Source organism: Methanothermobacter sp. KEPCO 2 (assembly GCF_041228365.1).
GTDB lineage: Archaea > Methanobacteriota > Methanobacteria > Methanobacteriales > Methanothermobacteraceae > Methanothermobacter > Methanothermobacter marburgensis.
In genome coordinates, this window is sequence record NZ_CP166185.1 from 1067792 (window position 1) to 1090095 (window position 22304).

Annotated in this window: 20 protein-coding genes and 5 tRNA genes; 21 read left to right on the top strand and 4 right to left on the bottom strand. The window is 49.0% G+C overall.

What is annotated here, in order from left to right; translation table 11 throughout:
• The first annotated feature begins 12 nt into the window (after positions 1-12).
• The 7 genes from AB9H23_RS05640 (at position 13) to sucC (ending at position 5197) form a co-directional block, all read left to right on the top strand.
• Positions 13-735 carry a class E sortase gene (locus tag AB9H23_RS05640; RefSeq protein ID WP_013296211.1) on the top strand — a complete coding sequence of 241 codons (723 nt, stop codon included), beginning with the start codon at positions 13-15 and terminating at the stop codon, positions 733-735.
• 20 nt (positions 736-755) lie between these two features.
• Positions 756-1121, top strand: a complete 366-nt coding sequence (locus AB9H23_RS05645) for a dihydroneopterin aldolase family protein (protein WP_147671570.1) — start codon at positions 756-758, stop codon at positions 1119-1121.
• A gap of 170 nt (positions 1122-1291) precedes the next feature.
• Positions 1292-1495, top strand: coding sequence for a ferredoxin family protein (locus AB9H23_RS05650; RefSeq protein WP_013296213.1), 204 nt, complete (start codon positions 1292-1294; stop codon positions 1493-1495).
• On the top strand, positions 1488-2615 hold the full coding sequence (locus AB9H23_RS05655; RefSeq protein ID WP_370004467.1) for a 2-oxoacid:acceptor oxidoreductase subunit alpha: 1128 nt from the start codon (positions 1488-1490) through the stop codon (positions 2613-2615). The genes AB9H23_RS05650 and AB9H23_RS05655 overlap by 8 nt, the downstream gene beginning before the upstream one ends.
• 65 nt (positions 2616-2680) lie before the next feature.
• A complete protein-coding gene (gene korB / locus AB9H23_RS05660) occupies positions 2681-3538 on the top strand; it encodes a 2-oxoglutarate synthase subunit KorB (RefSeq protein WP_321211023.1) in 858 nt (285 codons plus the stop codon).
• A 1-nt stretch (position 3539) separates the two neighbouring features.
• Positions 3540-4100: a 2-oxoacid:ferredoxin oxidoreductase subunit gamma gene (locus AB9H23_RS05665; protein ID WP_321212166.1), complete on the top strand. Its 561-nt coding sequence runs from the start codon at positions 3540-3542 to the stop codon at positions 4098-4100.
• Positions 4097-5197: an ADP-forming succinate--CoA ligase subunit beta gene (sucC, locus tag AB9H23_RS05670; RefSeq protein WP_321211024.1), complete on the top strand. Its 1101-nt coding sequence runs from the start codon at positions 4097-4099 to the stop codon at positions 5195-5197. Before AB9H23_RS05665 ends, sucC begins: the two co-directional genes overlap by 4 nt.
• A 67-nt stretch (positions 5198-5264) precedes the next feature.
• Here sucC and cdhB read toward each other — a convergent pair whose 3' ends face one another.
• Positions 5265-5774 carry a CO dehydrogenase/acetyl-CoA synthase complex subunit epsilon gene (cdhB, locus tag AB9H23_RS05675; protein ID WP_370004468.1) on the bottom strand — a complete coding sequence of 170 codons (510 nt, stop codon included), beginning with the start codon at positions 5772-5774 and terminating at the stop codon, positions 5265-5267.
• An 81-nt stretch (positions 5775-5855) separates the two neighbouring features.
• On the opposite strand from cdhB, the gene cdhA reads away from it, so the two are divergent.
• Together cdhA and AB9H23_RS05685 are read left to right on the top strand one after the other, a co-directional pair.
• Positions 5856-8207 (top strand): CO dehydrogenase/acetyl-CoA synthase complex subunit alpha, encoded by a 2352-nt coding sequence (cdhA, locus tag AB9H23_RS05680; RefSeq protein WP_370004469.1) that lies wholly within the window; start codon positions 5856-5858, stop codon positions 8205-8207.
• 5 nt (positions 8208-8212) lie between these two features.
• The gene (locus AB9H23_RS05685; protein ID WP_370004470.1) at positions 8213-8593 is read left to right on the top strand and encodes a 4Fe-4S dicluster domain-containing protein; all 381 of its coding nucleotides are present in this window, start codon (positions 8213-8215) and stop codon (positions 8591-8593) included.
• Positions 8594-8655: 62 nt separating this feature from the next.
• Here AB9H23_RS05685 and AB9H23_RS05690 read toward each other — a convergent pair whose 3' ends face one another.
• The 3 genes from AB9H23_RS05690 to twy1 all read right to left on the bottom strand — a co-directional run bounded on the left by AB9H23_RS05690 (position 8656) and on the right by twy1 (position 11814).
• A complete protein-coding gene (locus AB9H23_RS05690) occupies positions 8656-9741 on the bottom strand; it encodes a hypothetical protein (protein ID WP_370004471.1) in 1086 nt (361 codons plus the stop codon).
• Between the two features lie 138 nt (positions 9742-9879).
• Complete coding sequence (locus tag AB9H23_RS05695) at positions 9880-10740, bottom strand: DUF1002 domain-containing protein (RefSeq protein ID WP_370004472.1); 861 nt, start codon at positions 10738-10740, stop codon at positions 9880-9882.
• Between the two features lie 162 nt (positions 10741-10902).
• Positions 10903-11814: a 4-demethylwyosine synthase TYW1 gene (gene twy1, locus AB9H23_RS05700; protein ID WP_370004473.1), complete on the bottom strand. Its 912-nt coding sequence runs from the start codon at positions 11812-11814 to the stop codon at positions 10903-10905.
• Positions 11815-12401: 587 nt separating this feature from the next.
• Between twy1 and AB9H23_RS05705 the strand changes: the two genes are divergently transcribed.
• The 12 genes from AB9H23_RS05705 (at position 12402) to rpoA1 (ending at position 22190) form a co-directional block, all read left to right on the top strand.
• Entirely contained in the window at positions 12402-13040 is a 639-nt protein-coding gene (locus tag AB9H23_RS05705) for a transglutaminase domain-containing protein (protein WP_147671553.1), read from the top strand.
• Between the two features lie 239 nt (positions 13041-13279).
• Positions 13280-13948: a triose-phosphate isomerase gene (gene tpiA / locus AB9H23_RS05710; RefSeq protein WP_321212167.1), complete on the top strand. Its 669-nt coding sequence runs from the start codon at positions 13280-13282 to the stop codon at positions 13946-13948.
• Positions 13949-13958: 10 nt separating this feature from the next.
• Entirely contained in the window at positions 13959-15179 is a 1221-nt protein-coding gene (locus AB9H23_RS05715; RefSeq protein WP_321211028.1) for a phosphoglycerate kinase, read from the top strand.
• An 89-nt stretch (positions 15180-15268) separates the two neighbouring features.
• Positions 15269-15342, top strand: a tRNA-Thr gene (locus AB9H23_RS05720).
• 7 nt (positions 15343-15349) lie between these two features.
• Positions 15350-15424 (top strand) — tRNA-Pro (locus tag AB9H23_RS05725).
• Between the two features lie 44 nt (positions 15425-15468).
• Positions 15469-15541 (top strand) — tRNA-Tyr (locus tag AB9H23_RS05730).
• 128 nt (positions 15542-15669) lie between these two features.
• A tRNA-Asp gene (locus AB9H23_RS05735) sits at positions 15670-15741 on the top strand.
• 8 nt (positions 15742-15749) lie between these two features.
• A tRNA-Lys gene (locus tag AB9H23_RS05740) sits at positions 15750-15823 on the top strand.
• A gap of 42 nt (positions 15824-15865) precedes the next feature.
• A complete protein-coding gene (locus tag AB9H23_RS05745) occupies positions 15866-16099 on the top strand; it encodes a DNA-directed RNA polymerase subunit H (RefSeq protein WP_013296229.1) in 234 nt (77 codons plus the stop codon).
• A 60-nt stretch (positions 16100-16159) separates the two neighbouring features.
• Complete coding sequence (locus tag AB9H23_RS05750) at positions 16160-17704, top strand: DNA-directed RNA polymerase subunit B'' (RefSeq protein WP_370004474.1); 1545 nt, start codon at positions 16160-16162, stop codon at positions 17702-17704.
• A 23-nt stretch (positions 17705-17727) separates the two neighbouring features.
• The gene (gene rpoB / locus AB9H23_RS05755) at positions 17728-19539 is read left to right on the top strand and encodes a DNA-directed RNA polymerase subunit B (protein ID WP_370004475.1); all 1812 of its coding nucleotides are present in this window, start codon (positions 17728-17730) and stop codon (positions 19537-19539) included.
• 38 nt (positions 19540-19577) lie between these two features.
• A complete protein-coding gene (gene rpoA1, locus AB9H23_RS05760; protein ID WP_370004476.1) occupies positions 19578-22190 on the top strand; it encodes a DNA-directed RNA polymerase subunit A' in 2613 nt (870 codons plus the stop codon).
• Positions 22191-22304 lie beyond the last annotated feature (114 nt).

The window sequence follows — 22304 nt, forward strand, 5'->3', positions numbered from 1 at the left end:
ATGGGGACATTCATGAGGCTGGCAACTTTTCTGATAATTGCAGGCATGTTCATAGTGTCGCTCTACGCCCTTCTTGAGGTGAGTTTCTATTCCTCACAGGTAATTGTTCAGAACCCTGACATCAGGGCTCCGGTCATTGAGATACCATCCATTAACCTTGAGGAGACCATCAACAACCGATCCGTTTTCTATGGAGTCTACCATGAACCCATGTCCTACCTCCCTGGTAACAGAACCGTCATACTCTTCGGACACAGGACACTCTACGGCTCACCCTTCCTGAACCTTGATAAGTTGAAGCCGGGGGATGAGGTCAACCTTAACTGGCCAGGGGTTGGCCTTGCGACTTACAGGGTTAATCGATCATTCATCGTGCCAGCATCCTACCAGATATCCGTGAATCAGGGGGCGAGGCTATTTCTCATCACATGCCACCCCCTTGGATCAACAAGGGAGAGACTGATAGTTGAGTGTAAACTTGAAGGCATAAAGCCCTACCAGAGAAACCTCAAGGTTGAGAACCCCAAGAGGTACTATGCGCTACTCATAATACTCGGATTCCTTGGGGCTGGTCTTCTGATCACCAGACTCTATCCTGTTTATGAAGATAGGAGACTTCTCCTTGCAGCGGTAATCAGCCTCACACTCTTCCTGCTGCTGGGTTACATCTTCCCGATCCCCCCAGAGTTCATATCAGAGAAACTCATTGAATTCAACAGCATATTTGGACTTTAGTGAAGCTTAAGGTGTTTAAAATGAGAGAACCTGGAGAAGAGTACTTTTCAAATCTGTCAGACAGGGAAAGGGCCATATTTGAGGGCGGCATAAGTATGGGTGCCCTCTTCCACCAGTTCGTTGGAACCCCTGTTAACCTTGAAACCGTTGAAGTCCTTGAGGGTGCAATTGCCGAATCAATAAAGCTCCAGCCGGCAATCAGGGATGCAGAGGTCCATATAGACAGAGGCATGGTAAGGGAGGCTACTGGAGAATTTGGTTATGTCTCCCTCACCGGTGAGATGCTAAGGGTGAGGTTAGACGTTGAATATGGTTCATCAAGGATAACGATCTGCCTCGAGTACCTCGATGAACTGAGGTATCCCCTCATGTATGTGAAGGATTGATGTTGTAATGGCTGCGAATCTGCATCCAGCTGCATGAGGTGTCCCTCATGTATATAAAGGATTGATAGTGAAACTTCAGGGTCCGCACTGATGGACCAAAAAATCTATCTTGATTAATTATTTAAATTCTGAAAGCAAAGCTATGATAAGAACATTGATGGAAGATTACCATGATAAAGATAGATTCAGATCTCTGTAAGGGATGTGACATATGCAGGGAGTTCTGCCCTGAAGGTGTCTATGTCAGGTCAGAGGAACTCAACAGGAAGGGAGTGCATGAACCCATCCCTAAAAATCTGGATAAATGTACGGGATGCAAGATATGCATGCTGATGTGTCCTGATCAGGCGATAGTGGTGTATGACGATGACTGAGGAGTACTTTATTCAGGGAAACGATGCCTGCGCCCGTGGTGCCATAAGTGCCGGCTGCAGGTTCTTTGCAGGTTATCCCATCACACCATCAACAGAGATAGCTGAAGAAATGGCTGTTCTCCTTCCAGGGGAAGGTGGAGTCTTTGTTCAGATGGAGGATGAGATAGGTGCCCTCGGGGCAGTTATAGGTGCTGTGTGGGGGGGTGTTAAGGGAATGACCGCCACCTCAGGGCCGGGCTTTTCCCTCATGCAGGAACATGTGGGATACGCTGCCATGACAGAAACCCCCCTTGTGATTGTGGATGTCCAGAGGGGTTCACCTTCAACCGGACAGCCAACAATGGCATCCCAGAGCGATATGATGCAGGCAAGGTGGGGTTCGCATGGGGACTATGAAATAATAGCCCTCTCACCATCCTCTGTGCAGGAGTGCTTCGATTTCACTGTTAGGGCATTCAACCTTGCAGAGGAATACAGGGTGCCTGTGGTGGTCCTCAGCGACGAAATAGTGGGCCATATGAGGGAGAAGATAACCATACCCGACAAGGTGGAGATCAGAAAGAGAAAGTCACCCACAAGTCCCCCAAGTGAGTTCATCCCATTCAAACCCAATGGAGACTTCATCCCTGAGATGCCGGCCTTTGGGGATGGGTACAGAGTACCTGTGACGGGACTCACACATGATGAGAGGGGGTACCCTGATGCTTCAAACCCTGAGGGCCACGAAAAACTCGTGAAGAGACTCTGTGACAAGATACTGAATCACAGAGATAAAATAGTGGATGTTGAGGAGGTTTGGACAGACGATGCGGATATAACAGTCATCTCATACGGTGCCCCCTCACGTTCAGTTGCAACCGCAGTTAAGATGGCCAGGTCCGAGGGTGTGAGGGCAGGTTACATCAAGATAAACACGCCATGGCCGTTCCCTGAGACTGAAATCCAGAAAGCCGCTGAGTCATCAAGGAAGCTTCTGGTTGTTGAAATGAACCTCGGGCAGATGTTCTATGAGGTTCAGAGAGTTGCCTCAGGCATGGCCGGGGTGGAACTGCTTCCAAAAATTGGTGGTGAGATCCACCGCCCCGATGAGATCCTAAACAAAATTATGGGGATGAAATGAAGGGTGCGCAGATGAATGTAAGAAACAAGCCCACCATTATAATGATGAAATGAAGGAGTGTCCAGATGAATGTAAAGGAAAACCCATACCTCAAGTACCTCAGAAGGGACAGGCTCCCCCACATATTCTGTGCAGGCTGCGGTAACGGGATAGTGCTCAACACTTTCTTTAAGGGCATGGAAATGGCTGGAGTTGACTTTGACAGCATTGCAATGGTTTCAGGTATAGGCTGCTCATCAAGGATCCCTGGTTATGTTAAATGCGACTCGCTCCACACAACCCATGGTCGGCCCATAGCCTTCGCAACCGGACTCAAACTTGCCAACCCCTCCCTGAATGTTGTGGTGTTCACAGGGGATGGTGACGCCGCAGCCATCGGCGGAAACCATCTCATACATGGGGCAAGAAAGAATATTGACCTCACAGTGATCTGCATAAACAACAGCATATACGGAATGACCGGGGGGCAGATAAGCCCCACATCCCCGGAGGGGAGTTTCGGTACCACAGCCCCATACGGTGCACTTGAGGACCCATTTGATCTCTCTGAACTCGTCAGGGCCGCAGGTGCAAGTTACGTTGCAAGGTGGACAGCTGCCCACCCGCTGCAACTTGCAAACTCCATAAAGAAGGGACTCAAGAACAGGGGTTTCTCATTCATAGAGGCTGTTTCACAGTGCCCAACCTACTTCGGAAGAAAGAACAGGATGCGTTCCCCGGTTGAGATGATGAAATTCATGAAGGAAAACAGCATCAACCGGCGGAAAGCCCTCAAAATGGATCCCGAAGAGGTCAATGGAAAACTCATCATCGGTGAATTTACCAATGCCCCACGCCCTGAACTATGTGACAGGATCTATGAGATGGTTGAAGAAAAATCCGGAAAAATTGATATAATCAAATCAGCCTACAGAGATGATTGAAGTGAGGAAGGAAATCAGAATTGCTGGATTCGGTGGTCAGGGTGTTATACTTGCAGGAATAGTTCTGGGTAAAGCTGCAAGTTTATATGATGGCCTTTACGCTGTACAGACCCAGTCCTATGGACCAGAGGCAAGGGGTGGTGCCTCAAGGGCAGAGGTTGTTATAAGTGACGAGGAGATAGACTACCCCAAGGTCCAGAGCCCTGACATACTCGTTGCAATGTCACACCAGGCACTTCTGACCTACATGGATGATCTCAAAGCCGGCGGGACCCTCATCGCAGACCCTGACATGGTCATCGAGAATGAAATCCAGGACTTCGTGGATGAGAGGAACATCAGTTACTTCCGTGCACCTGCCACTAGGACAGCCGAGGAAAAGGTCGGTATAACCATCGTGGCCAATATGGTGATGATAGGGGCCCTCACAGAGGCCACTGGAGTTGTAAGTGTAAGGGCCGCTGAGGAGGCCATAAAGAACAGTGTGCCTCCCGGCACTGAGGAGAAGAACATCATGGCATTCCAGGCAGGTCGTGAACTCATCATGGAGGGACAGAAATGAAGTTTTACGAGTACAGCGCCAAGGAACTCTTCAGGAGTGAGGGCATACCCGTCCCAGAGGGATCCGTTGCCAGGACCCCCCAGGAGGTATCTGAGGTCGCTGAGAATATTGACTCAGAGGTTGCCATCAAGGCACAGGTCCTAACCGGTGGCCGGGGAAAGGCGGGTGGTATAAAATTTGCAACACCAGAAACTGCGGCTGATGTTGCTTCTGATCTCCTCGCATCCCGGGTTAAGGGCGAGGAGGTTAAATCTGTCCTGGTTGAAAGGAAGATACCCATCGACAGGGAGTTCTATGTGAGCGTCGTTATTGATAGGGCAGCCAGGATGCCCCTTATAATGGCAAGCAGTGAGGGCGGGGTTGATATTGAGGAGCTTGCAGCAGAATCCCCCGAGAAGATAGTGCGATACCATGTAAACCCCCTTGACGAGTTCCTCCCCTACGAGGCAAGGGAGATCGCAAGGAAGATGGGTCTTGAAAGTGAACTCATACCAAAGGTGGGGGCTGTGATATGGAAGCTCTACCATCTCTTCAGGAAGTACGATGCGAGGCTTGCCGAGATAAACCCTCTTGTACTTTCAGGTGATGATGTTATTGCAGCAGATGCAAAGCTTGAGGTGGATGATGACTCCATCTACCGTCACCGTGAATTCATGGAACTGGATGAGTATGAACCAGAGGAGTTTGCCTTTGTTAAACTTGAGGGTGATATTGCAGTAATAGGGAATGGTGCTGGCCTTACCCTCACCGCCATGGACCTCATAAAACTGAAGGGGGGTGAACCCGCCACCTTCCTTGATATAGGTGGTGGTGCCTCAGAGGACATCATAAGGAGGGCCATAAACCTGGTAATATCCCACCCTGATGTGAAAGTGGTGTTCCTGAATGTGCTTGGCGGTATAACAAGGGCTGACGATGTTGCAAGGGGTGTTGTGAATGCCCTGAAGGATGCCGAGAGGGATGTGCCCCTTGTAATAAGGCTCACAGGAACCAATGAGGAGGAGGGACAGAGGATCCTCACAGATGCAGGGATCCCCTTTGAGACTTCCCTTGAGAGGGCCGCTGAGAAGGCTGTTGAAATATCAAAGGCCCTCTGAAAGAATGTTTAATTTTTCATGACAAGGCTTCAATATCAGAACACCCCATCTATTTAATTTCCATGAGCTACTGCTCCAGGGCATCTATGAGTTCATCGAGCCATCTGAGCCATTCAGTGTACTTCATGCTGGGGTATGACATGTCTGCATTTGGATGCATGTACCTGCAGAGGGTCACTGTTTTAAGGTGGGGTGCAAAGGCCTTGAGGGTTGAAAGGCCCTGTGAACCTATGTAATATGGGACACCTATGAAGCATACAAGGTCATAGTTGCCATTTCCATCGAAGCCCTCCCAGTCAGGATTTTTGAGGTTGTTTACAAGTTCGATTACCCCTATTATGTTTTTCCTTCTCAGTTCATTTAGCCTGAGACCTGATCCTCCGGTTAGGGCAATATCCATTTTCCCTTTTTTTATTATTTTAACTATCCTGTCCAGTATATCATGGGGAAGGTCATTTACCAGTGACCCCACCACCATGAGTGGTCTTTCAGACTTTTTTATGGCCGATGCAACCATTTCAGGGGGCATGACGGTCGCATTCCTTATTGATGTTAGAGCTGGATTCCAAGCGGTCATGCTTTCACAACATTTAAATACTTCCTTTACAATTATAATGATTAATAATGATATTTATAGTTGATGGCATATGGTGACAGCATGCCCAGAGCATCAAAGGATATAATAAATGTTAAGGGATTTCACCTTGAATTCGGTGAAATTGACGAGTACCTCAAAAGAAAGTCATACTATGGCAAGAGGGTATCTGTGGACTACGATGAGCTTAGAAAATGGGACCTCAATCTCCTATCCCATTTCAAGCCATTCTATGCGCCCCTCTGTGACCTATGCTGCATGTGCACCTACGGCAAATGTGACCTTCTGGGTAAGAAGGGTGCCTGCGGTATAAACCTCGAGAAACAGCAGGCAAGGGAGGCCCTATCAACTGCAGTTATAGGTGCATCGGCCCATGCAGCCCATGCAAGGCACCTTGTGGACACCCTTATCGAGAAAAAGCCCACATCAGAACTCCATTATGATAGTTCAATAGACATAAAGACACCAATATCCACCACAGTAACCGGTGTGGAACCTGAAACACCAGAGGACCTCGACAGGATAATGACATACATAGAACGGGAGCTCACAAATCTCATGGCCTCAGTTCATACCGGGCAGGAGACTGAAGTAACCGATTTCGAGTCAAAGGCCCTCCATGCCGGCATGTTAGATACCATGGCGCTTGAACTGGCCGAGATAGCACAGATAAACCAGTATGGACTCCCCACAGGCAAAGCAGATACACACATGCTGGAAATTGGAATGGACGTTATAGACAGCACAAAACCTGTCATACTCTGCATAGGACACAACATAGCGCCCTCAGCTGAGATAATAGACTACGCAGAGGATATCGGTGCTGAGGAGGAAATCGAGATCTGTGGCCTCTGCTGCACAGCCATGGAGATGGGAAGGTACTCAAAATCATCAAAGATAGTTGGGCCCATATCAAGGCAGCTCACCTTCCTCAGATCAGGTATCCCAGATGTGGTTGTACTGGATGAACAGTGCATACGGTCAGATGTATATGAGGTGTGCGGTGAAATGGGGATGGTTGTGATCGCAACAAGTGACAAGTGCAGTATGGGCCTTGAGGATATGAGTGAGGAGAACCCCTACAGGATAATAAACCGGATACTGCAGGAAAAAATACCAGGGGTTCTTATAAAGGATGAAAAAAAGGTTGCCATGGTCGCTGTGAACCTTGCACTTCAGCTTACCCGTGGCAGGGACCCCGAAACATCAGACCGTTTCAGGGTGAACTGTGTGAGGTGCTCACCCTGTGATTCAAACTGCACGCCATCCAGGAAACCCGAAAAACAGGAAGATCTTGACCTGAATTCTGTGCTGGGATACTGTGAACTCTGTGGAGAATGCAACCGTGTCTGTCCGGCAATGCTGCCCATCATGGAGGCAATAGATGATGCAAAGAACGGTGACCTCCGCGCCATAGGGACCCTCTATGAAAGCTGCAGTGGCTGCGGCCGGTGCATGGAGGTATGCCCGGTGGGAGTGCCAATCCTGGATATCATAAGAGAATCACGTGGAGAAACCCCTGAAAGATTCCTCATAAGGGCAGGCAGGGGGCCGGTCCAGGATATAGAGATAAGGAGGGTGGGTGCCCCGATAGTGTTCGGTGATATACCCGGCGTCATATCACTTGCAGGATGCTCCAACTACCCCTCAGGTGAAAGGGATGTGCAGATAATCGCTGAGGAGTTTCTTAAGAGGGGCTATATAGTCCTTGCAGCAGGATGTGCAGCCATGGATATAGCCCTCACACATGATGATGAGGGCAAAACACTCTATGAAAAATACCCTGGAGACTTCGATAGGGGAGGACTTCTCAACCTCGGCCCATGTGTCGGGAACTCCCATGCAATTGGAAGCGCCATAAAGATAGCCAATATATTCGCAAGGGTGCCCATGAAGGGAAACACCGTTGAAATAGCAGATTACATACTCAACAGGATAGGTGTCTGTGTGATAGGATGGGGTGCCATGTCACAGAAGGCATTTGCAATAGTCACAGGTGCAAACAGGTGGGGTATACCTGCAGTTCTTGGGCCCCACGCATCAAAGTATCGCAGGCTTTACCTGGGTGAATCCAGCCCAAGGGTGATAAGGGATAAATCTGATGACAGCATGGTCACCTCTGAACCGGCCCCACCCCACCTGACCTACGCGGCAGAGAGTATCAACGAATGCCTGGTTATGGCTTCAAAGATGTGCATAAGACCCAACGACACACCCCGAGGGCGAATGGTGAAGCTCAGCAACTACGTTGACCTCCACCTGAAATATTACGGCGATCTACCCGCAGATATTGACCTCTTCGTAAGGAATGAGAGGGAGATCCCCTACAAGCATAAAGATGATATACTGGAGATACTGAGGAAAAAGAACTGGAAACCACGTGAGCCGGTAAAGGAGCCCACAATCATCAGGTGAATCCCATGGGCGGAATAGTAATTAAAAATGAGCTGATGTGCTCAGGCTGTGGCCTCTGTGTCAGGGCCTGCCAGCAGGTTCATGGCAAGAAAAAAATGAAGTACGCAGAAAAACCTGTGTTCTGCAGACAGTGCAGCGACGCCCCCTGTTTAAGGGCCTGCAGGGTTGGCGCCTTTAAGATAATAAATAAGATTCCTGTCATTGACCCTGAAAGGTGTGTTGGCTGCAGGCTCTGCCTTGAGGCCTGTCCTGAAGGATGCATAATATTTGAAGATCTGGTGGCAGACAAGTGCGTCCTGTGCCTTGATGCTGACGTTCTGATTCCGGCATGTATTGAGGCATGCCCCGGCAGTCTTCTCAGAGTGGAAATCAGTAAACACCACTGAATGGTCCTCTTCACAGCCCCATTGGACTTGAATGATCAGAAAAAACCATGTCATCGCAAACATCACTGAATTGTCCTCTTCACAGTGACTGTATGTGCCATTACAAGGGCTGATATTATTATATAGGTGAGCAGGGCCGATGAGTTAAAGGACCTGTTGAATATGAAAAGGCCCACCAGGCTCTGTGAGAGAAACGCTGCGAGTGAACCTATGAGAAGGGCCTCCCTTCCCAGGTACATTCTGCTCCCATTGAGCCTCTGCTCCTGGTATTTTTTAAGAACCCTGAGACCAGAGAAAGTGACTATCATGACCCAAGCAAGCAGGAAAAGCAGGCCAAAGAACCCTGCATCAAAGGCCACCGCAAATATCCCTGGCAGCATGTAGTCTATGTAGTCCTTCTTTACAACCAGAACCCCATAGAATATGTGGTATGGGAGCCCTAAGTTCTGTATCATGGTAACTGGAAGTGTGATGTAACCATCGGCGCCACCAAGGCAGGCTGATTTCCAGTAGCATGACCCCTGAACATGGCCCCAGAATGTGGTATTCTTAAGCACCAGCGAAAGGCTTGGGATGGTGTTCTCCTCGAGCCTTGTGATCCTGAGCATGGGGCTTAGAACGCTTTTATGGAGAACCCTTGATAGGAACTCCATCAGTGCAAATGCTCCTGCACCTGCAAGAACAAATGATAGAACCGATTTTTTGGTTATCCTTGTGCTTCTCCTGAAACTCTTTGACATGAGCAAGTACCCGAACGCCCAGCCAAGGAGCCATAAAACCAGGAAGGAGCGGTGCATGAGTCCCCCTGCAATTGCTATTATGAAGAATAGGAGTAGGGAGAGTTTCTTAACCGATGTAGACCTTATACCCGCCTCTGTGAGGAGATTTGATGATGCCACCATTGTAACCCAGAATAGAACCGCAAATGGGCCAAAGGGGTGTGTGAACTCATGGTGTGAGAGGAATGGCAGGAGAAGAAAGGCGGCATCAAATGAGAATATTAGAGCCAGTATAACCGTTATTACCGTTCCAAGGAACATCACAAGACTCAAAGGTACTGCAACCACATTGAAGAGGAGTATTATGCCAACGTGGATTATCACTGCAACTTCAAGTATGAACTGAAGGTTATTCTGAGCTATAAACATGATATGGATATTGTATTAACCTATAATATATATCATTCTCTAATTTGTCATGAATTAATGGATCACCGGGCCATGGCCAGAAAAAGTAACTGAAAGAATGCCGTCCCCTTGATCACTGAGCCATGAACAAAAAAAGAGCTATGGGGACGTCATCCCCACAATGTAGTCATAGATGCTCTGGAGAAATGCGTAGATCTGATCAAGGATCCCTGAGCCTCCAAACTGCTGACTTACACTTTCAAGCCTCTGTTTAAATTCTGTGAGGTTTCCCTGGGCCCTCTGGGATGCTGAAACCGAATCTGCAACCTGCTGAACCTGATTTTCTGTTAGGTTGATATTCATCTGCTGTGAAACATCAACGACAATATTCTTTATATCATCAGGGTTCTGAAGGTTCTGATCCTGTGTCCTGTTCTTGACCTCATCAAAGAGCTGTGCCACCTCATCGCCGGTTGCATTGGTCTCGTTCACAAGCCTGCTTTGTAGGTAGATCTCCTCAACAGATGCCTTCTTGGCCTCCTCAGGTATCTCCTCACCCACAGCCACCTCATATGACTTCAGGACACCCGCAAGGGCTGCCTCCCCTGAGGCAGGTACCGGAGATGTTACAACAACGTAGCCGCGGTCAATACCAGATGACCGGAGGGCACTGGCATACATCTCAGGGGTCACAACCCTTATCTTACCGGTATCCACAGAGACCTTGATTCCATCTGAGTATGAGAGGTCAACCATGGCACAGGAGAGTATCTGTGATGGCGAATATACACGACCCGTAACTCCCCTGGAGACCTCATTTACCTCAGATGCTGTTACAATCTTTATATTTGCGCTATTGATATCCTTATCTGTCTTTGACTTGAAGTAGTCCATCACCGCGTTCCGGTATGAGGGGTTGCTGTCTGTTGCCTCCCCGAGTGTCACAGAGAACCCTGAGACCGCGAACACCGGTGCGGTTACCATGAATGCAACCAAAAGCGCAATGATAAGTCGCCTCATAACAATACCTCCATTTATTAATTAATACATGAGGAGATATTTATATGTATTAATCTGTGGCCACGGAAACAAAATTTCTACATGATGAGTGCCAAACAAAGCAAAAAACAAAAAAAGCTCTTACATTATAAGCGCCATATAAGCCACATAACAAAAAAACAACTATGCCAGGAGAACAACCCTGCTCTCCCTTGACTCATCAACGATCTCCATTCCACAGCTCTCTGCAATGCTATCTGCAAATTCATGAACCTCATAGAAGAGGGGCATGTTGTCAATTTCAAGTCTTTTCCTTGAGTACCCGATATACATGTAGGCCTTGACCTCAACAAAATCTGGCTGGGCCCTTTCTATCATCCTGGCGAACATTTCAGGTTTCTTCATGTTGATGTCCCTGACAGCTGTTATACGCAGAACCTTCCTGCAGTTAAAGGATGGCATGATCTCAATGGATCTGTTGAGAAGATCCCATGCGTCAGGGATCTGGGGTCTGCAGAGTTTCTCATAGGTTTCCCTGTCAGGGGCGTCAAGTGATATGTAGAGCTGTGTTGGCTCAACAGAGAGTGCCTCAAGATTGCTGGATGCAAGGCCGTTTGTCACAAGGAACGTTGTGAAGTTCCTCTTATGGAACTCTGCAAGGAGCCCATCCATGTCAGGGTAGAGGAGGGGTTCGCCTGCAAGGGATATTGCAGCGTTCGTGGGATCCTGCGCCTCAAGGACCTTTATCTTATCTGCCCTTTCATTGCCAAAGTAACCGCAGAGAAGTTTCCTCTGGGCCTCAATCGCCCCCTCAATTATATCTGCCGGCTCATCATGGGGGCCATTCCATGCCGTTTCTGTTGAAGAGAGGTCCCTCCAGCAGAAAAGACATTTTTGCTGGCAGAAAGGTACACTGGGAGACATCTGAAGGCATCTGTGACTTCTGATACCATAGAACTTCTCCTTGTAGCAGACCCCCTCATTGATTATGCTTTTCTTTGTCCAGAGGCAGGTTTTAACTGCTGAATGCCTGTTCTCACCTACAAAACGGTATCCCATTTTTTCCATTCTTCTCTGAGATTTTTCCGCATACATTGCCAACCCATCTCAAACGATCCTTGCTGGTACAATGTTAATTTTCGTTGTGATTTATGTAATATATATTATAAGATTGATCCTGGATGTGGGTCACATGAACTGATAGAAAAATGCTTCATAACTTAATACTTGTGCCCACATCAATATTAAATATCTGTGATCTTTAACAGTATCTTAAAATTCCATTCATACATATACGCCTTTTTAAGCCGTTTTAAGAGTACTGAATGGTTTAAAAGAAGCATATTCCCTCTAAAATTATTGAACAGATTTAAAAGCCATTCAATCATTTTTAAGCCATCAGAATTCCTTTTTGGATGAAATAAAACATTTAAGAAAAGAATTGGAGACCCGCAATCAATTCTTTACCAGATGCTCCCAAATCCAGAAATAAGCCATATATAAGCCTTTTTGTCTTATTCGGGAAACAAAAGTTTATATATATGCTTGATGTGATTAAGGTCCATGGTAAGGTCCGGCGGGTATAGCCTGCCATTATCGGAGGCGGTAAAATTAAGAGACACTCGCGTTATCTCGCTCTACTTGCACTTGCAGTAGCAGTGAGTACCATACCATTTGGACAGATGGAATTTCTGGAATCCGGTGGCGAAAAGATAAAGACAAAATCAGCATCCACCCCAAAGGTTGATGCGGCCTCAAAGTACAGTAAATACAGTAAGGTCTACGCCAAATCAAAGAAAAAGATAAAGAAGAAGTACAGGACAAAGGCAACCTACACCACAACAACAAGGAAAAAGTACAGGACAAGGGCTACCTATAAAACCACAAGTCACAAGAGGTACCGTACAAAGGCAACCTACACCACAACAACAAAGAGGGCATACACAAGGGCGGCGAGTTCCGAAGATCTGGATGATCTCCAGGGCGATGAGGGACTTGAAAAACTTGCATCATACATCAACAGAAACTTCAACCATCGATCTGGAGGTCCTCACACCGCTGAGGGTGTTGAAAGGACAGGATACGGAGACTGCTGGGGACTATCTGACTGGTCAGCAAAGAAACTTGCTGCAAACGGCTACAAGGTGAAGGTAGTCCAGGGAGCCACATCTGCATCATCAAGACACAGATGGTTGCACGTATACTCTGAGGGAAGGTGGACAAGCTTTGAACCGTCACTGGTAACCAAACGTTATGGAAGTAAACATTATACTGCAACCTGTGGGCGCGCAACGACTGTTGTGAAAACCTACAACATGTAGTATAATGTTTACTACCTTTTTTTATTCCCACCAACAATCTTCTAACCAAATTATACACCATGCCTCTTTTATTCTCAGCAACAATTTCTCTGAAAACCTGAAAAAATTCATTATATGCTTTACCCTGCTCTTTCATTCCATAACAGAAGTTCCCAGCAAACAATCAAGAATGGCATATTTTTATAACACATCAACCATACCTATGAAACATCAGAATCATGCCGGAGGATTTGGAGTTGATGGAAACACCTATCGTCATACTGAATTTTAAGACCTACACTGAGTCCACAGGTAAAAGAGCCCTTGAACTTGCAGGTGCCTGTCAGGAGGTTGCAGATGAAACAGGCGTTAACATCGCAGTGGCGCCCCAGCACATGGACCTCCAGCCGGTGGCTGAGGCCGTGGATATACCTGTACTGGCCCAGCACATCGACCCCATAGAGGCCGGAGGGCACACAGGAGGCGTCCTTGCAGAATGTGCCCTGGAGGCAGGGGCGGCGGGTACCCTCATAAACCACTCAGAGAAGAGGATGAAGCTTGCAGACATTGAAAATGTCATATCAAGGACAAGGAAACTTAACATGACCTCAGTCGTATGCACCAACAATGTGAGCACCACAGCGGCCGCAGCAGCACTTAAACCAGATTTCGTGGCTGTTGAACCCCCTGAACTCATAGGGTCAGGCATACCTGTTTCAAAGGCAGAACCAGAGGTTATAACAGGAAGCGTCAGTGCGGTGCAGGATATAAACCCTGATGTCAGCGTCCTCTGTGGTGCTGGAATATCCACCGGTGAGGATATGAGGGCTGCCCTCGACCTTGGGGCCGAGGGTGTTCTTCTTGCCTCGGGCATCATACTCGCAGAAAGCCCAAGGGACGCACTCCGGGACCTTGTAAGCAAAGTGTGACGGTGATCCCGTGTCCTTCAAATTCAGAACCATGGATGACCTTGAGGTTGAGGGGAAAACTGTGCTTGTGCGTGTTGACATAAACTCGCCGGTGGATCCCCAGAGCGGCGCAATACTCGATGATACAAGGATGAGGCTCCATGCAGAAACCATAAGGGAGCTTTCAGATAGAGGTGCCAGGACAGTCATAATGGCCCACCAGAGCAGACCAGGAAAGAAAGACTTCACAACCCTTGAACAGCACTCCCATAAACTCTCAGAGATACTTGGAAGGCCTGTCAGGTACGTGGAGGACATATTCGGATCCGCCGCAAGGGAGAATATCAGAGAGCTCAGGAACGGCGAGATACTCCTCCTCGAGAATGTGAGGTTCTACTCAGAGGAGGTGCTTAAGAGGGAACCTGAGGAACAGGCAGAGACACACCTTGTGAGGAAACTCACACCCCTCATTGATTACTTCATCAACGACGCCTTTGCAGCTGCCCACAGATCCCAGCCATCACTGGTGGGCTTTGCCCTGCGGGTACCCTCAGCGGCTGGCAGGGTCATGGAGCGTGAACTCAGAACACTCAGGAGTGCCCTTGAAAACGTTGAAAGGCCCTGTGTCTATGTACTGGGTGGTGTGAAGGTGGATGACTCCATAATGGTCATGAAGAACGTCCTTGAGAATGGCAGCGCAGACCTTGTACTCACAACGGGCCTTGTTGCCAACATATTCCTTGCAGGCTGTGGTGTTAAAATCGGGAAGGTGAACATGGATTTCATCAAAAACAGGGGCTACTGTGACTTCATAAAGGTTGCGAAGAAGCTGAAAAAGAGGTTCCCTGAGAAAATACTGGTTCCCATTGATGTTGCAATCAGCCGGGATGGAAAAAGGGTGGATGTACCCGTGAAAAAGATACCCAACCACCCCATACAGGATATAGGTATGGAGACGATAAAACTTTATGCTGAGAGGATACGTGAGGCCAGGACCCTGTTTGCAAATGGTCCTGCAGGTGTATTTGAAAACCCTGACTTCAGCATAGGCACCGAGGATATACTCAATGCCATCTCCTCATCTGAGGGTTTCTCAATAATAGGTGGGGGTCACCTTGCCGCTGCAGCCGCCAAAATGGGCTTTGAGGATAAGATAGGTCACATAAGCAGTGGGGGAGGTGCCAGCATAAGTCTACTCGCAGGTGAGGATCTGCCTGCTGTAAGGGTGCTTGAGGAGTCCGCACCCCACTAACCCCAATGGGAGGTGCTGAACCTCCCCTCCATGGTGCCCCCTAGATCAACCACAAACTATATAAATGAGTAGTTACTAACATTGGAAATGCCTCGGTAGCTCAGTCTGGTGGAGCGCGAGACTTGTAATCTCGTGGTCGCGGGTTCAATTCCCGTCCGGGGCTTCCTAAGGGGACCATAGGGTAGCTTGGTCGATCCTTTGGGCTTTGGGAGCCTGAGACCCCGGTTCAAATCCGGGTGGTCCCATCCAAAAAGCTTAAATATACATCACCCCCAATGATGTATATCAACCCGCCTTAGCTCAATTGGCAGAGCATCGGACTGTAGATCCGAGGGTTGCTGGTTCAAGTCCGGCAGGCGGGACTTCACCAACAGTGTGAAAGCTTTAAATACTAGAAAAATAGAACTCATAACATGTATGTCATACAGCAATAGTAAAGTATATAAGCAGGTAACGAGAGAACACAGTAATGCTCTCATTCTGAAGACCTGCCCTGGTGGTGTAGGGGCTATCATGCGGGCCTGTCGAGCCCGCGACTCGGGTTCAATTCCCGGCCAGGGCGTTCCTTCAGGGCCCGTAGCTCAGTCTGGCAGAGCGCTTGGCTTTTAACCAAGTGGTCGCGGGTTCAATTCCCGTCGGGCCCGCTATCTAATTTTACGGTGACTTTTTATCTGGAGGACTAAATTGTGAAGAGGGAAATCTTGAAACACCATCTGGTTCCGGAACACGTGGTTTTAAATGATTCTGAAGCAAAAAGGGTGCTGAAAGAACTGGATGCCCATCCAGAACAGCTTCCAAAAATAAAAACAACAGACCCTGTGGTGAAGGCCATAGGTGCTAAAAGGGGGGATATCGTGAAAATAATCCGTAAGAGTCCAACTGCCGAAGAATTCATTACATATAGGCTCGTGCAGGACTAATTTTTCGGGTAAAACCGTAAGCTCATAATTCAATCATCTAATTTGTTTTGGAGGAAGTCCATGAAAAAAAGTGCATGGGGATTGGTAGACGCGTTTTTTGATAAATACGACCTTGTGGACCACCACATACATTCCTACAATGACTTCGTGAGTAACCGTATACAGGAGATAATAGACACAAGCGAACCCATAGAACTGGAACAGGGAAAGTACCGTGTGGAGACAGGGAAGGTAAGCATAGAAAAACCCTTCATCAAGGAGGCGGACGGCTCAAAGAGCAAGATATACCCGACAGAGGCCAGGCTCAGGAATTTAACCTACTCGGCCCACATGAACCTGGAGATGAGACTCATAAAGGAGGGGGGTCCAGAAACAGAATTCGAAAAGGTCTACATCGGTGAACTGCCTGTTATGCTGAAATCAGAGATATGCCACCTGCATGGCCTCAGCAGAAATGAACTCATTGAAAAGGGCGAGGACCCTGCAGACCCCGGCGGATACTTCATCGTCAACGGTTCAGAGAGATCAATCGTCACCATGGAGGAAATAGCCCCAAACAAGATAATACTTGAAAGGATAGGGGAAGAGGATGAAAACAGGGCCAGGGCAATAGTCACCTCTATAAGAAGTGGTTTCAGGGCCAGGATATCCCTTGAATACAGGAAGCCAAGGAAGAGCGGGGTGTTCCTCAGGATATCATTCCCCTACGTACCAGGAGAACTCCCGCTGGTGATACTGCTAAGGGCCCTTGGACTTGCAACCGACCAGGACATCATAACAAGCATATCAGATGACTTCAACTACCAGATGATCGCAGCCGACGACATACAGGTCTCACTGGACAAGCTGAACCTCAAAAAGGATGAAATGGAGAAACTTGACGAGGAGGAGAGAAGGGAGTACCTTGTAAGGAGCGCCATAAGATACATCGGTAACCGGGTCGCCAAGGGCATGACCGAGGACTACCGGATAAAAAGGGCTGAGGATGTCATAGACCGCTACCTTCTCCCCCACATAGGAACAGAACCAGATAAGAGGCTGGAGAAGGCAATATACCTGGCTGAGATGACCGAAATGCTCCTCCAGGTTATATCCGGTGAGCGAAAGCCCCACGATAAGGACCACTACACCAACAAGAGGCTCAGGGTTTCAGGTGACCTCATGGAGGACCTCCTGAGGGTGGCCTTCACAAGTCTCAGCAGGGACATGAGCTACCAGCTGGAGAGGAGCCTTGCAAGGGGTAAGGAGCCCTCAGTCAAGCAGGCTGTGAGGTCAGACGTCCTCACAGAGAACCTCAAACACGCCATAGCGACAGGTAACTGGGTTGGTGGAAGGGCAGGTGTGAGCCAGCTCCTGGACAGAACAAGTTACATGGGTACACTATCCCACATGAGAAGGGTTGTCTCCCCCCTCAGCAGGAGCCAGCCACACTTCGAGGCAAGGGACCTTCACCCGACACAGTTCGGTAAGATCTGCCCCAACGAGACCCCCGAGGGTCCAAACTGTGGTCTTGTCAAGAACCTCGCCCTCCTTGCAAAGATATCCGAGGGTTCAGATGCCAGGGAGGTTGAGGAGGTAATCAAAAAAATGGGGGTTCTGAACTAATTTTTCCACCGGGAGGCTGTTAAGTGAGTAAAACCAAGATTTACATTAACGGGAAACTTATAGGGACCTGTGAAAACCCTGAAGAATTTGTACAGGAGATGAGGGATAAGAGGAGATCAGGAGAGGTCTCCCCTGAGATGAACATAACCCATTACCCTGAAAACCGCGAGATATACATATTCACAGACCCTGGAAGGGCCAGAAGACCCCTGATTATTGTGAAAGACGGAGAACCTCTTTTAAAGGAGGAGCACCTTGAAAAACTTGAATCAGGGGAAATGGAATGGGATGACCTCATAAATGAGGGCATAATAGAGTATCTGGATGCCGAGGAAGAGGAAAACGCCTACATAGCAATGAGTCCAGAGGACCTCACAGATGAACACACCCACCTTGAGATAGACCCCTCCACCATGCTGGGGATATGTGCAGGTATCATTCCATTCGCAAACCACAACTCATCACCGAGGAACACCATGGAGGCAGGGATGACCAAGCAGGCCCTTGGTCTCTATGCATCCAACTATGACCTCAGGACAGATACGCGTGCACACCTCCTCCACCACCCCCAGGTCCCCATAGTCAAGACAAGGATAATAGATGTGACCGGCTACGATGAGAGGCCATCAGGTCAGAACTTCGTTGTGGCCGTAATGTCCTATGAGGGCTACAACATGGAAGACGCGCTGATACTCAACAAGGCATCCCTTGAGAGGGGACTTGCAAGGTCATCATTCTTCAGATCCTACGAGGCCGCAGAGCGAAGATACCCCGGTGGTCAGGAGGACCGCTTCGAGATACCTGAGAAGGGGGTCAGGGGCTACAGGTCAGAAAGCGACTACAGACACCTTGACGAGGACGGCATAATAAACCCCGAGGCAGTTGTATCATCAGGTGACGTCCTCATAGGTAAAACATCACCACCAAGGTTCCTTGAAGAAATTGATGAATTTGGAACAGTGGCGGAGCGTAGAAGAGAAACCTCAGTAACCGTTCGACACGGTGAGAAGGGAATAGTTGATGCTGTCCTCCTAACAGAAACCGTTGAGGGCAGCAGACTCGCCAAGATAAGGGTGCGGGAACAGAGACAGCCAGAGCTCGGTGACAAATTCGCATCAAGGCACGGTCAGAAGGGTGTTGTGGGCCTCATAGTATCACAGGAAGACATGCCCTTCACAGAGGACGGTGTTGTGCCCGACCTCATAGTAAACCCCCACGCCATACCATCAAGGATGTCAGTTGGGCAGGTCCTTGAGATGCTTGCAGGTAAGGCCGCATGCATGGAGGGCCGCAGGGTGGACGGAACACCATTCACCGGAGAGGACGAGAGGGACATAAAGAAGGCCCTCCGGGCCAATGGATTTGAAAGTGCAGGTGTGGAATCACTCTACAACGGAATAACCGGTGAAAGAATAGAGGCGGAAATATTCATAGGCGTGGCCTACTACCAGAAACTCCACCACATGACAACAGACAAGGTATACGCAAGATCAAGGGGTCCTGTGCAGGTCCTCACAAGACAGCCGACCGAGGGAAGGGCCAGGGAAGGAGGTCTCAGATTCGGTGAAATGGAAAGAGACTGTCTGATTGCCCATGGAGCAGCGCTCGCCCTGAAGGAAAGGCTTCTTGATGAATCAGATAAATACGAGGCACTGGTATGTACCGAGTGCGGTATGATAGCAATCTACGACAAGATAAGGGATAAGAAGTACTGTCCAATATGTGAGGACTCAGAGTCATTCCCTGTGGAGATATCATACGCCTTCAAATTACTCCTTGATGAGCTTAAGAGTCTATGCATCTTCCCAAAACTCATACTGGAAGACAAGGCATGATTACAGATTTGAGGGAATAAATCAAAGGAGAGAATACCTTGAGCGGAATTTTAAAGAAAATTTCCCAGATAAATTTTGGTCTCATGTCCCCTGAGGATATAAGGAAGATGTCCGTTACCCAGGTCGTGACACCTGACACCTATGACGAGGACGGGTACCCCATCGAGAACGGGCTCATGGACCCGAGGCTTGGTGTCATAGACCCCAGCCTCAGGTGCAGGACATGCGGGGCCAAGGGTGGTGAGTGCCCCGGGCACTTTGGAAGCATAAACCTGGCAAGACCCGTTATACACGTGGGGTTCGCGGATACAATACATAAGATCCTCAGGTCAATCTGCAGGAAATGCAGCAGGGTCCTGCTCACAGAGGTGGAGATTGAAGAGTACAGGCAGCGGATACTTGAGGCGATGGAGAAGGAGGAGAGCCTCACACCCATAATAAAGGAGATATACACCGAGGCCAGACGCGAGAAGTGCCCCCACTGTGAGGAGGAACAGGAGGAAATAAAACTGGATAAACCTGTCTCCATCGTTGAGGGTGACTACAAGCTAACACCCAGCGAAGTGAGGGAGAGGCTTGAGAGGATAACCGACGACGACGCATTAATCCTAGGAGTCAACCCTGAGGTTGCAAGGCCAGAATGGATGGTCCTCACAGTCCTCCCGGTTCCACCTGTAACTGTGAGGCCATCAATAACACTTGAAACCGGTGAGAGGTCAGAGGACGATCTGACCCACAAACTCGTGGATATCCTCAGGATAAACCAGCGCCTTAAGGAGAACATGGAGGCAGGGGCCCCCCAGCTGATCGTCGAGGACCTCTGGGAACTCCTACAGTACCACGTGACAACCTACTTCGACAACGAGGCCTCCGGTGTCCCTCCTGCAAGGCACCGCTCTGGCAGACCCCTCAAGACCCTTGCCCAGAGGCTCAAGGGTAAGGAGGGGCGGTTCAGGAGCAACCTCTCAGGTAAGAGGGTTAACTTCTCTGCCCGTACCGTCATCTCACCGGACCCCAACATAAGCATCAACGAGGTGGGAGTCCCTGAAATCATAGCCCGGGAGGTCACAGTACCGGTCTACGTTACAGAATGGAACATAGACCGCATGAGGGAGTACATAGAGAACGGGCCCGACGTACACCCGGGAGCCAACTACGTTATAAGACCAGACGGCCGCAAGATAAGGATCTACAACGAGACCAAGGACGTTGTCCTTGAGAACCTCAAACCAGGTTACATCGTTGAAAGGCACCTCAAGGACGGTGACATAGTCCTGTTCAACCGTCAGCCATCACTCCACAGGATGTCAATGATGGCCCATGAGGTCCGCGTCCTACCCTACAAGACCTTCCGTCTGAACCTCTGCGTCTGCCCCCCATATAACGCGGACTTCGACGGGGACGAGATGAACATGCACGTATTCCAGACCGAGGAGTCAAGGGCAGAGGCCAAGACACTCATGCGCGTGCAGGAACATATACTCTCCCCAAGGTTCGGTGGTCCCATAATTGGAGGAATACACGACCACATATCAGGTGCCTATCTCCTTACAAGGAAGAGGGCTGTTTTCAGTGAGGATAAGGTTTTCCAGATCCTCAAGAAGGCAGGTCTGCCCCTACCTGACAGGAGGGGTCGTGACTGGACAGGTAAGGAGATATTCAGCATGGTCCTCCCTGATGACCTCAACATGGTCTACCGGGCCGAAATATGCAGAAAATGTGAGGAATGCCTGGAGATGGACTGTGAAAACGATGCCTATGTTGTCATAGAGAACGGGAATCTCATATCAGGCGTTATTGATGAGAAGGCCTACGGTGCATTCGCAGGTAAGATACTTGACCACATCGTCAAGGAATACGGCACAGATGAGGCAAGAAAATTCCTTGACTCCGCAACAAAGCTTGCGATTGCAGGTATAATGCATGCGGGCTTCACCACAAGTACCAACGATGAGGAGATCCCTGAGGAGGCCCGTGAAAGGATAGAGGCCCATCTGAGGAACGCCGAGGCCAGGGTTGACCAGCTGATTGAGGCCTACGAGAACGGGGAACTGGAACCACTCCCTGGCAGGAGCCTTGAGGAGACCCTGGAGATGAAGATAATGCAGGTTCTGGGTGAGGCCAGGGACAAATCAGGGGAGATAGCAGAGAGTTACTTTGACATGGATGAAAACCACGCGGTCATAATGGCACTCACCGGTGCAAGGGGGTCAATGCTCAACCTAACACAGATAACAGCCTGTGTGGGGCAGCAGTCAGTGAGGGGTGGACGAATAAGCAGGGGATACGACAACAGGACACTTCCCCACTTCAAGAGGGGTGAACTCGGTGCCAAGTCCCGCGGATTCGTACACTCAAGTTACAAGGATGGTCTCGACCCCATAGAATTCTTCTTCCACGCCATGGGGGGAAGAGAGGGACTTGTGGATACAGCCATACGTACAGCCCAGAGCGGTTACATGCAGAGGCGTCTTGTAAACGCCCTCCAGGACCTCACAGTCAACGAGGACGGAAAGGTCGTTGACAACAGGGGAGTTATAATACAGACGAGATTCGGTGAGGACGGCGTTGACCCTGCCAAGAGCGACTACGGAAAGATCGTGGACCTCGACAAACTCGTAGAGGAAATAAGGCTCAAATCAAAGGGGTAAGGTGATTCTGTGCAGGAAATTATAACTAAGATAGAGGATTACTCCTCAAAGAACGGGATCCTGCTTCCAGATCCTGTGGTGGAATATGTTGCCAGGATCGCTGAGGAGGAAAAA

What these genes read in the sequence shown, in the direction of transcription:
- AB9H23_RS05640 (WP_013296211.1), top strand. Translation starts at nt 13, where the DNA reads ATGAGGCTGGCAACTTTTCTGATAATTGCAGGCATGTTCATAGTGTCG.
- AB9H23_RS05645 (WP_147671570.1), top strand. Translation starts at nt 756, where the DNA reads ATGAGAGAACCTGGAGAAGAGTACTTTTCAAATCTGTCAGACAGGGAA.
- AB9H23_RS05650 (WP_013296213.1), top strand. Translation starts at nt 1,292, where the DNA reads ATGATAAAGATAGATTCAGATCTCTGTAAGGGATGTGACATATGCAGG.
- AB9H23_RS05655 (WP_370004467.1), top strand. Translation starts at nt 1,488, where the DNA reads ATGACTGAGGAGTACTTTATTCAGGGAAACGATGCCTGCGCCCGTGGT.
- korB (WP_321211023.1), top strand. Translation starts at nt 2,681, where the DNA reads ATGAATGTAAAGGAAAACCCATACCTCAAGTACCTCAGAAGGGACAGG.
- sucC (WP_321211024.1), top strand. Translation starts at nt 4,097, where the DNA reads ATGAAGTTTTACGAGTACAGCGCCAAGGAACTCTTCAGGAGTGAGGGC.
- cdhB (WP_370004468.1), bottom strand. Translation starts at nt 5,774, where the DNA reads ATGACCGCTTGGAATCCAGCTCTAACATCAATAAGGAATGCGACCGTC.
- cdhA (WP_370004469.1), top strand. Translation starts at nt 5,856, where the DNA reads ATGCCCAGAGCATCAAAGGATATAATAAATGTTAAGGGATTTCACCTT.
- AB9H23_RS05685 (WP_370004470.1), top strand. Translation starts at nt 8,213, where the DNA reads ATGGGCGGAATAGTAATTAAAAATGAGCTGATGTGCTCAGGCTGTGGC.
- AB9H23_RS05690 (WP_370004471.1), bottom strand. Translation starts at nt 9,741, where the DNA reads ATGTTTATAGCTCAGAATAACCTTCAGTTCATACTTGAAGTTGCAGTG.
- AB9H23_RS05695 (WP_370004472.1), bottom strand. Translation starts at nt 10,740, where the DNA reads ATGAGGCGACTTATCATTGCGCTTTTGGTTGCATTCATGGTAACCGCA.
- twy1 (WP_370004473.1), bottom strand. Translation starts at nt 11,814, where the DNA reads ATGTATGCGGAAAAATCTCAGAGAAGAATGGAAAAAATGGGATACCGT.
- AB9H23_RS05705 (WP_147671553.1), top strand. Translation starts at nt 12,402, where the DNA reads ATGGAATTTCTGGAATCCGGTGGCGAAAAGATAAAGACAAAATCAGCA.
- tpiA (WP_321212167.1), top strand. Translation starts at nt 13,280, where the DNA reads ATGGAAACACCTATCGTCATACTGAATTTTAAGACCTACACTGAGTCC.
- AB9H23_RS05750 (WP_370004474.1), top strand. Translation starts at nt 16,160, where the DNA reads ATGAAAAAAAGTGCATGGGGATTGGTAGACGCGTTTTTTGATAAATAC.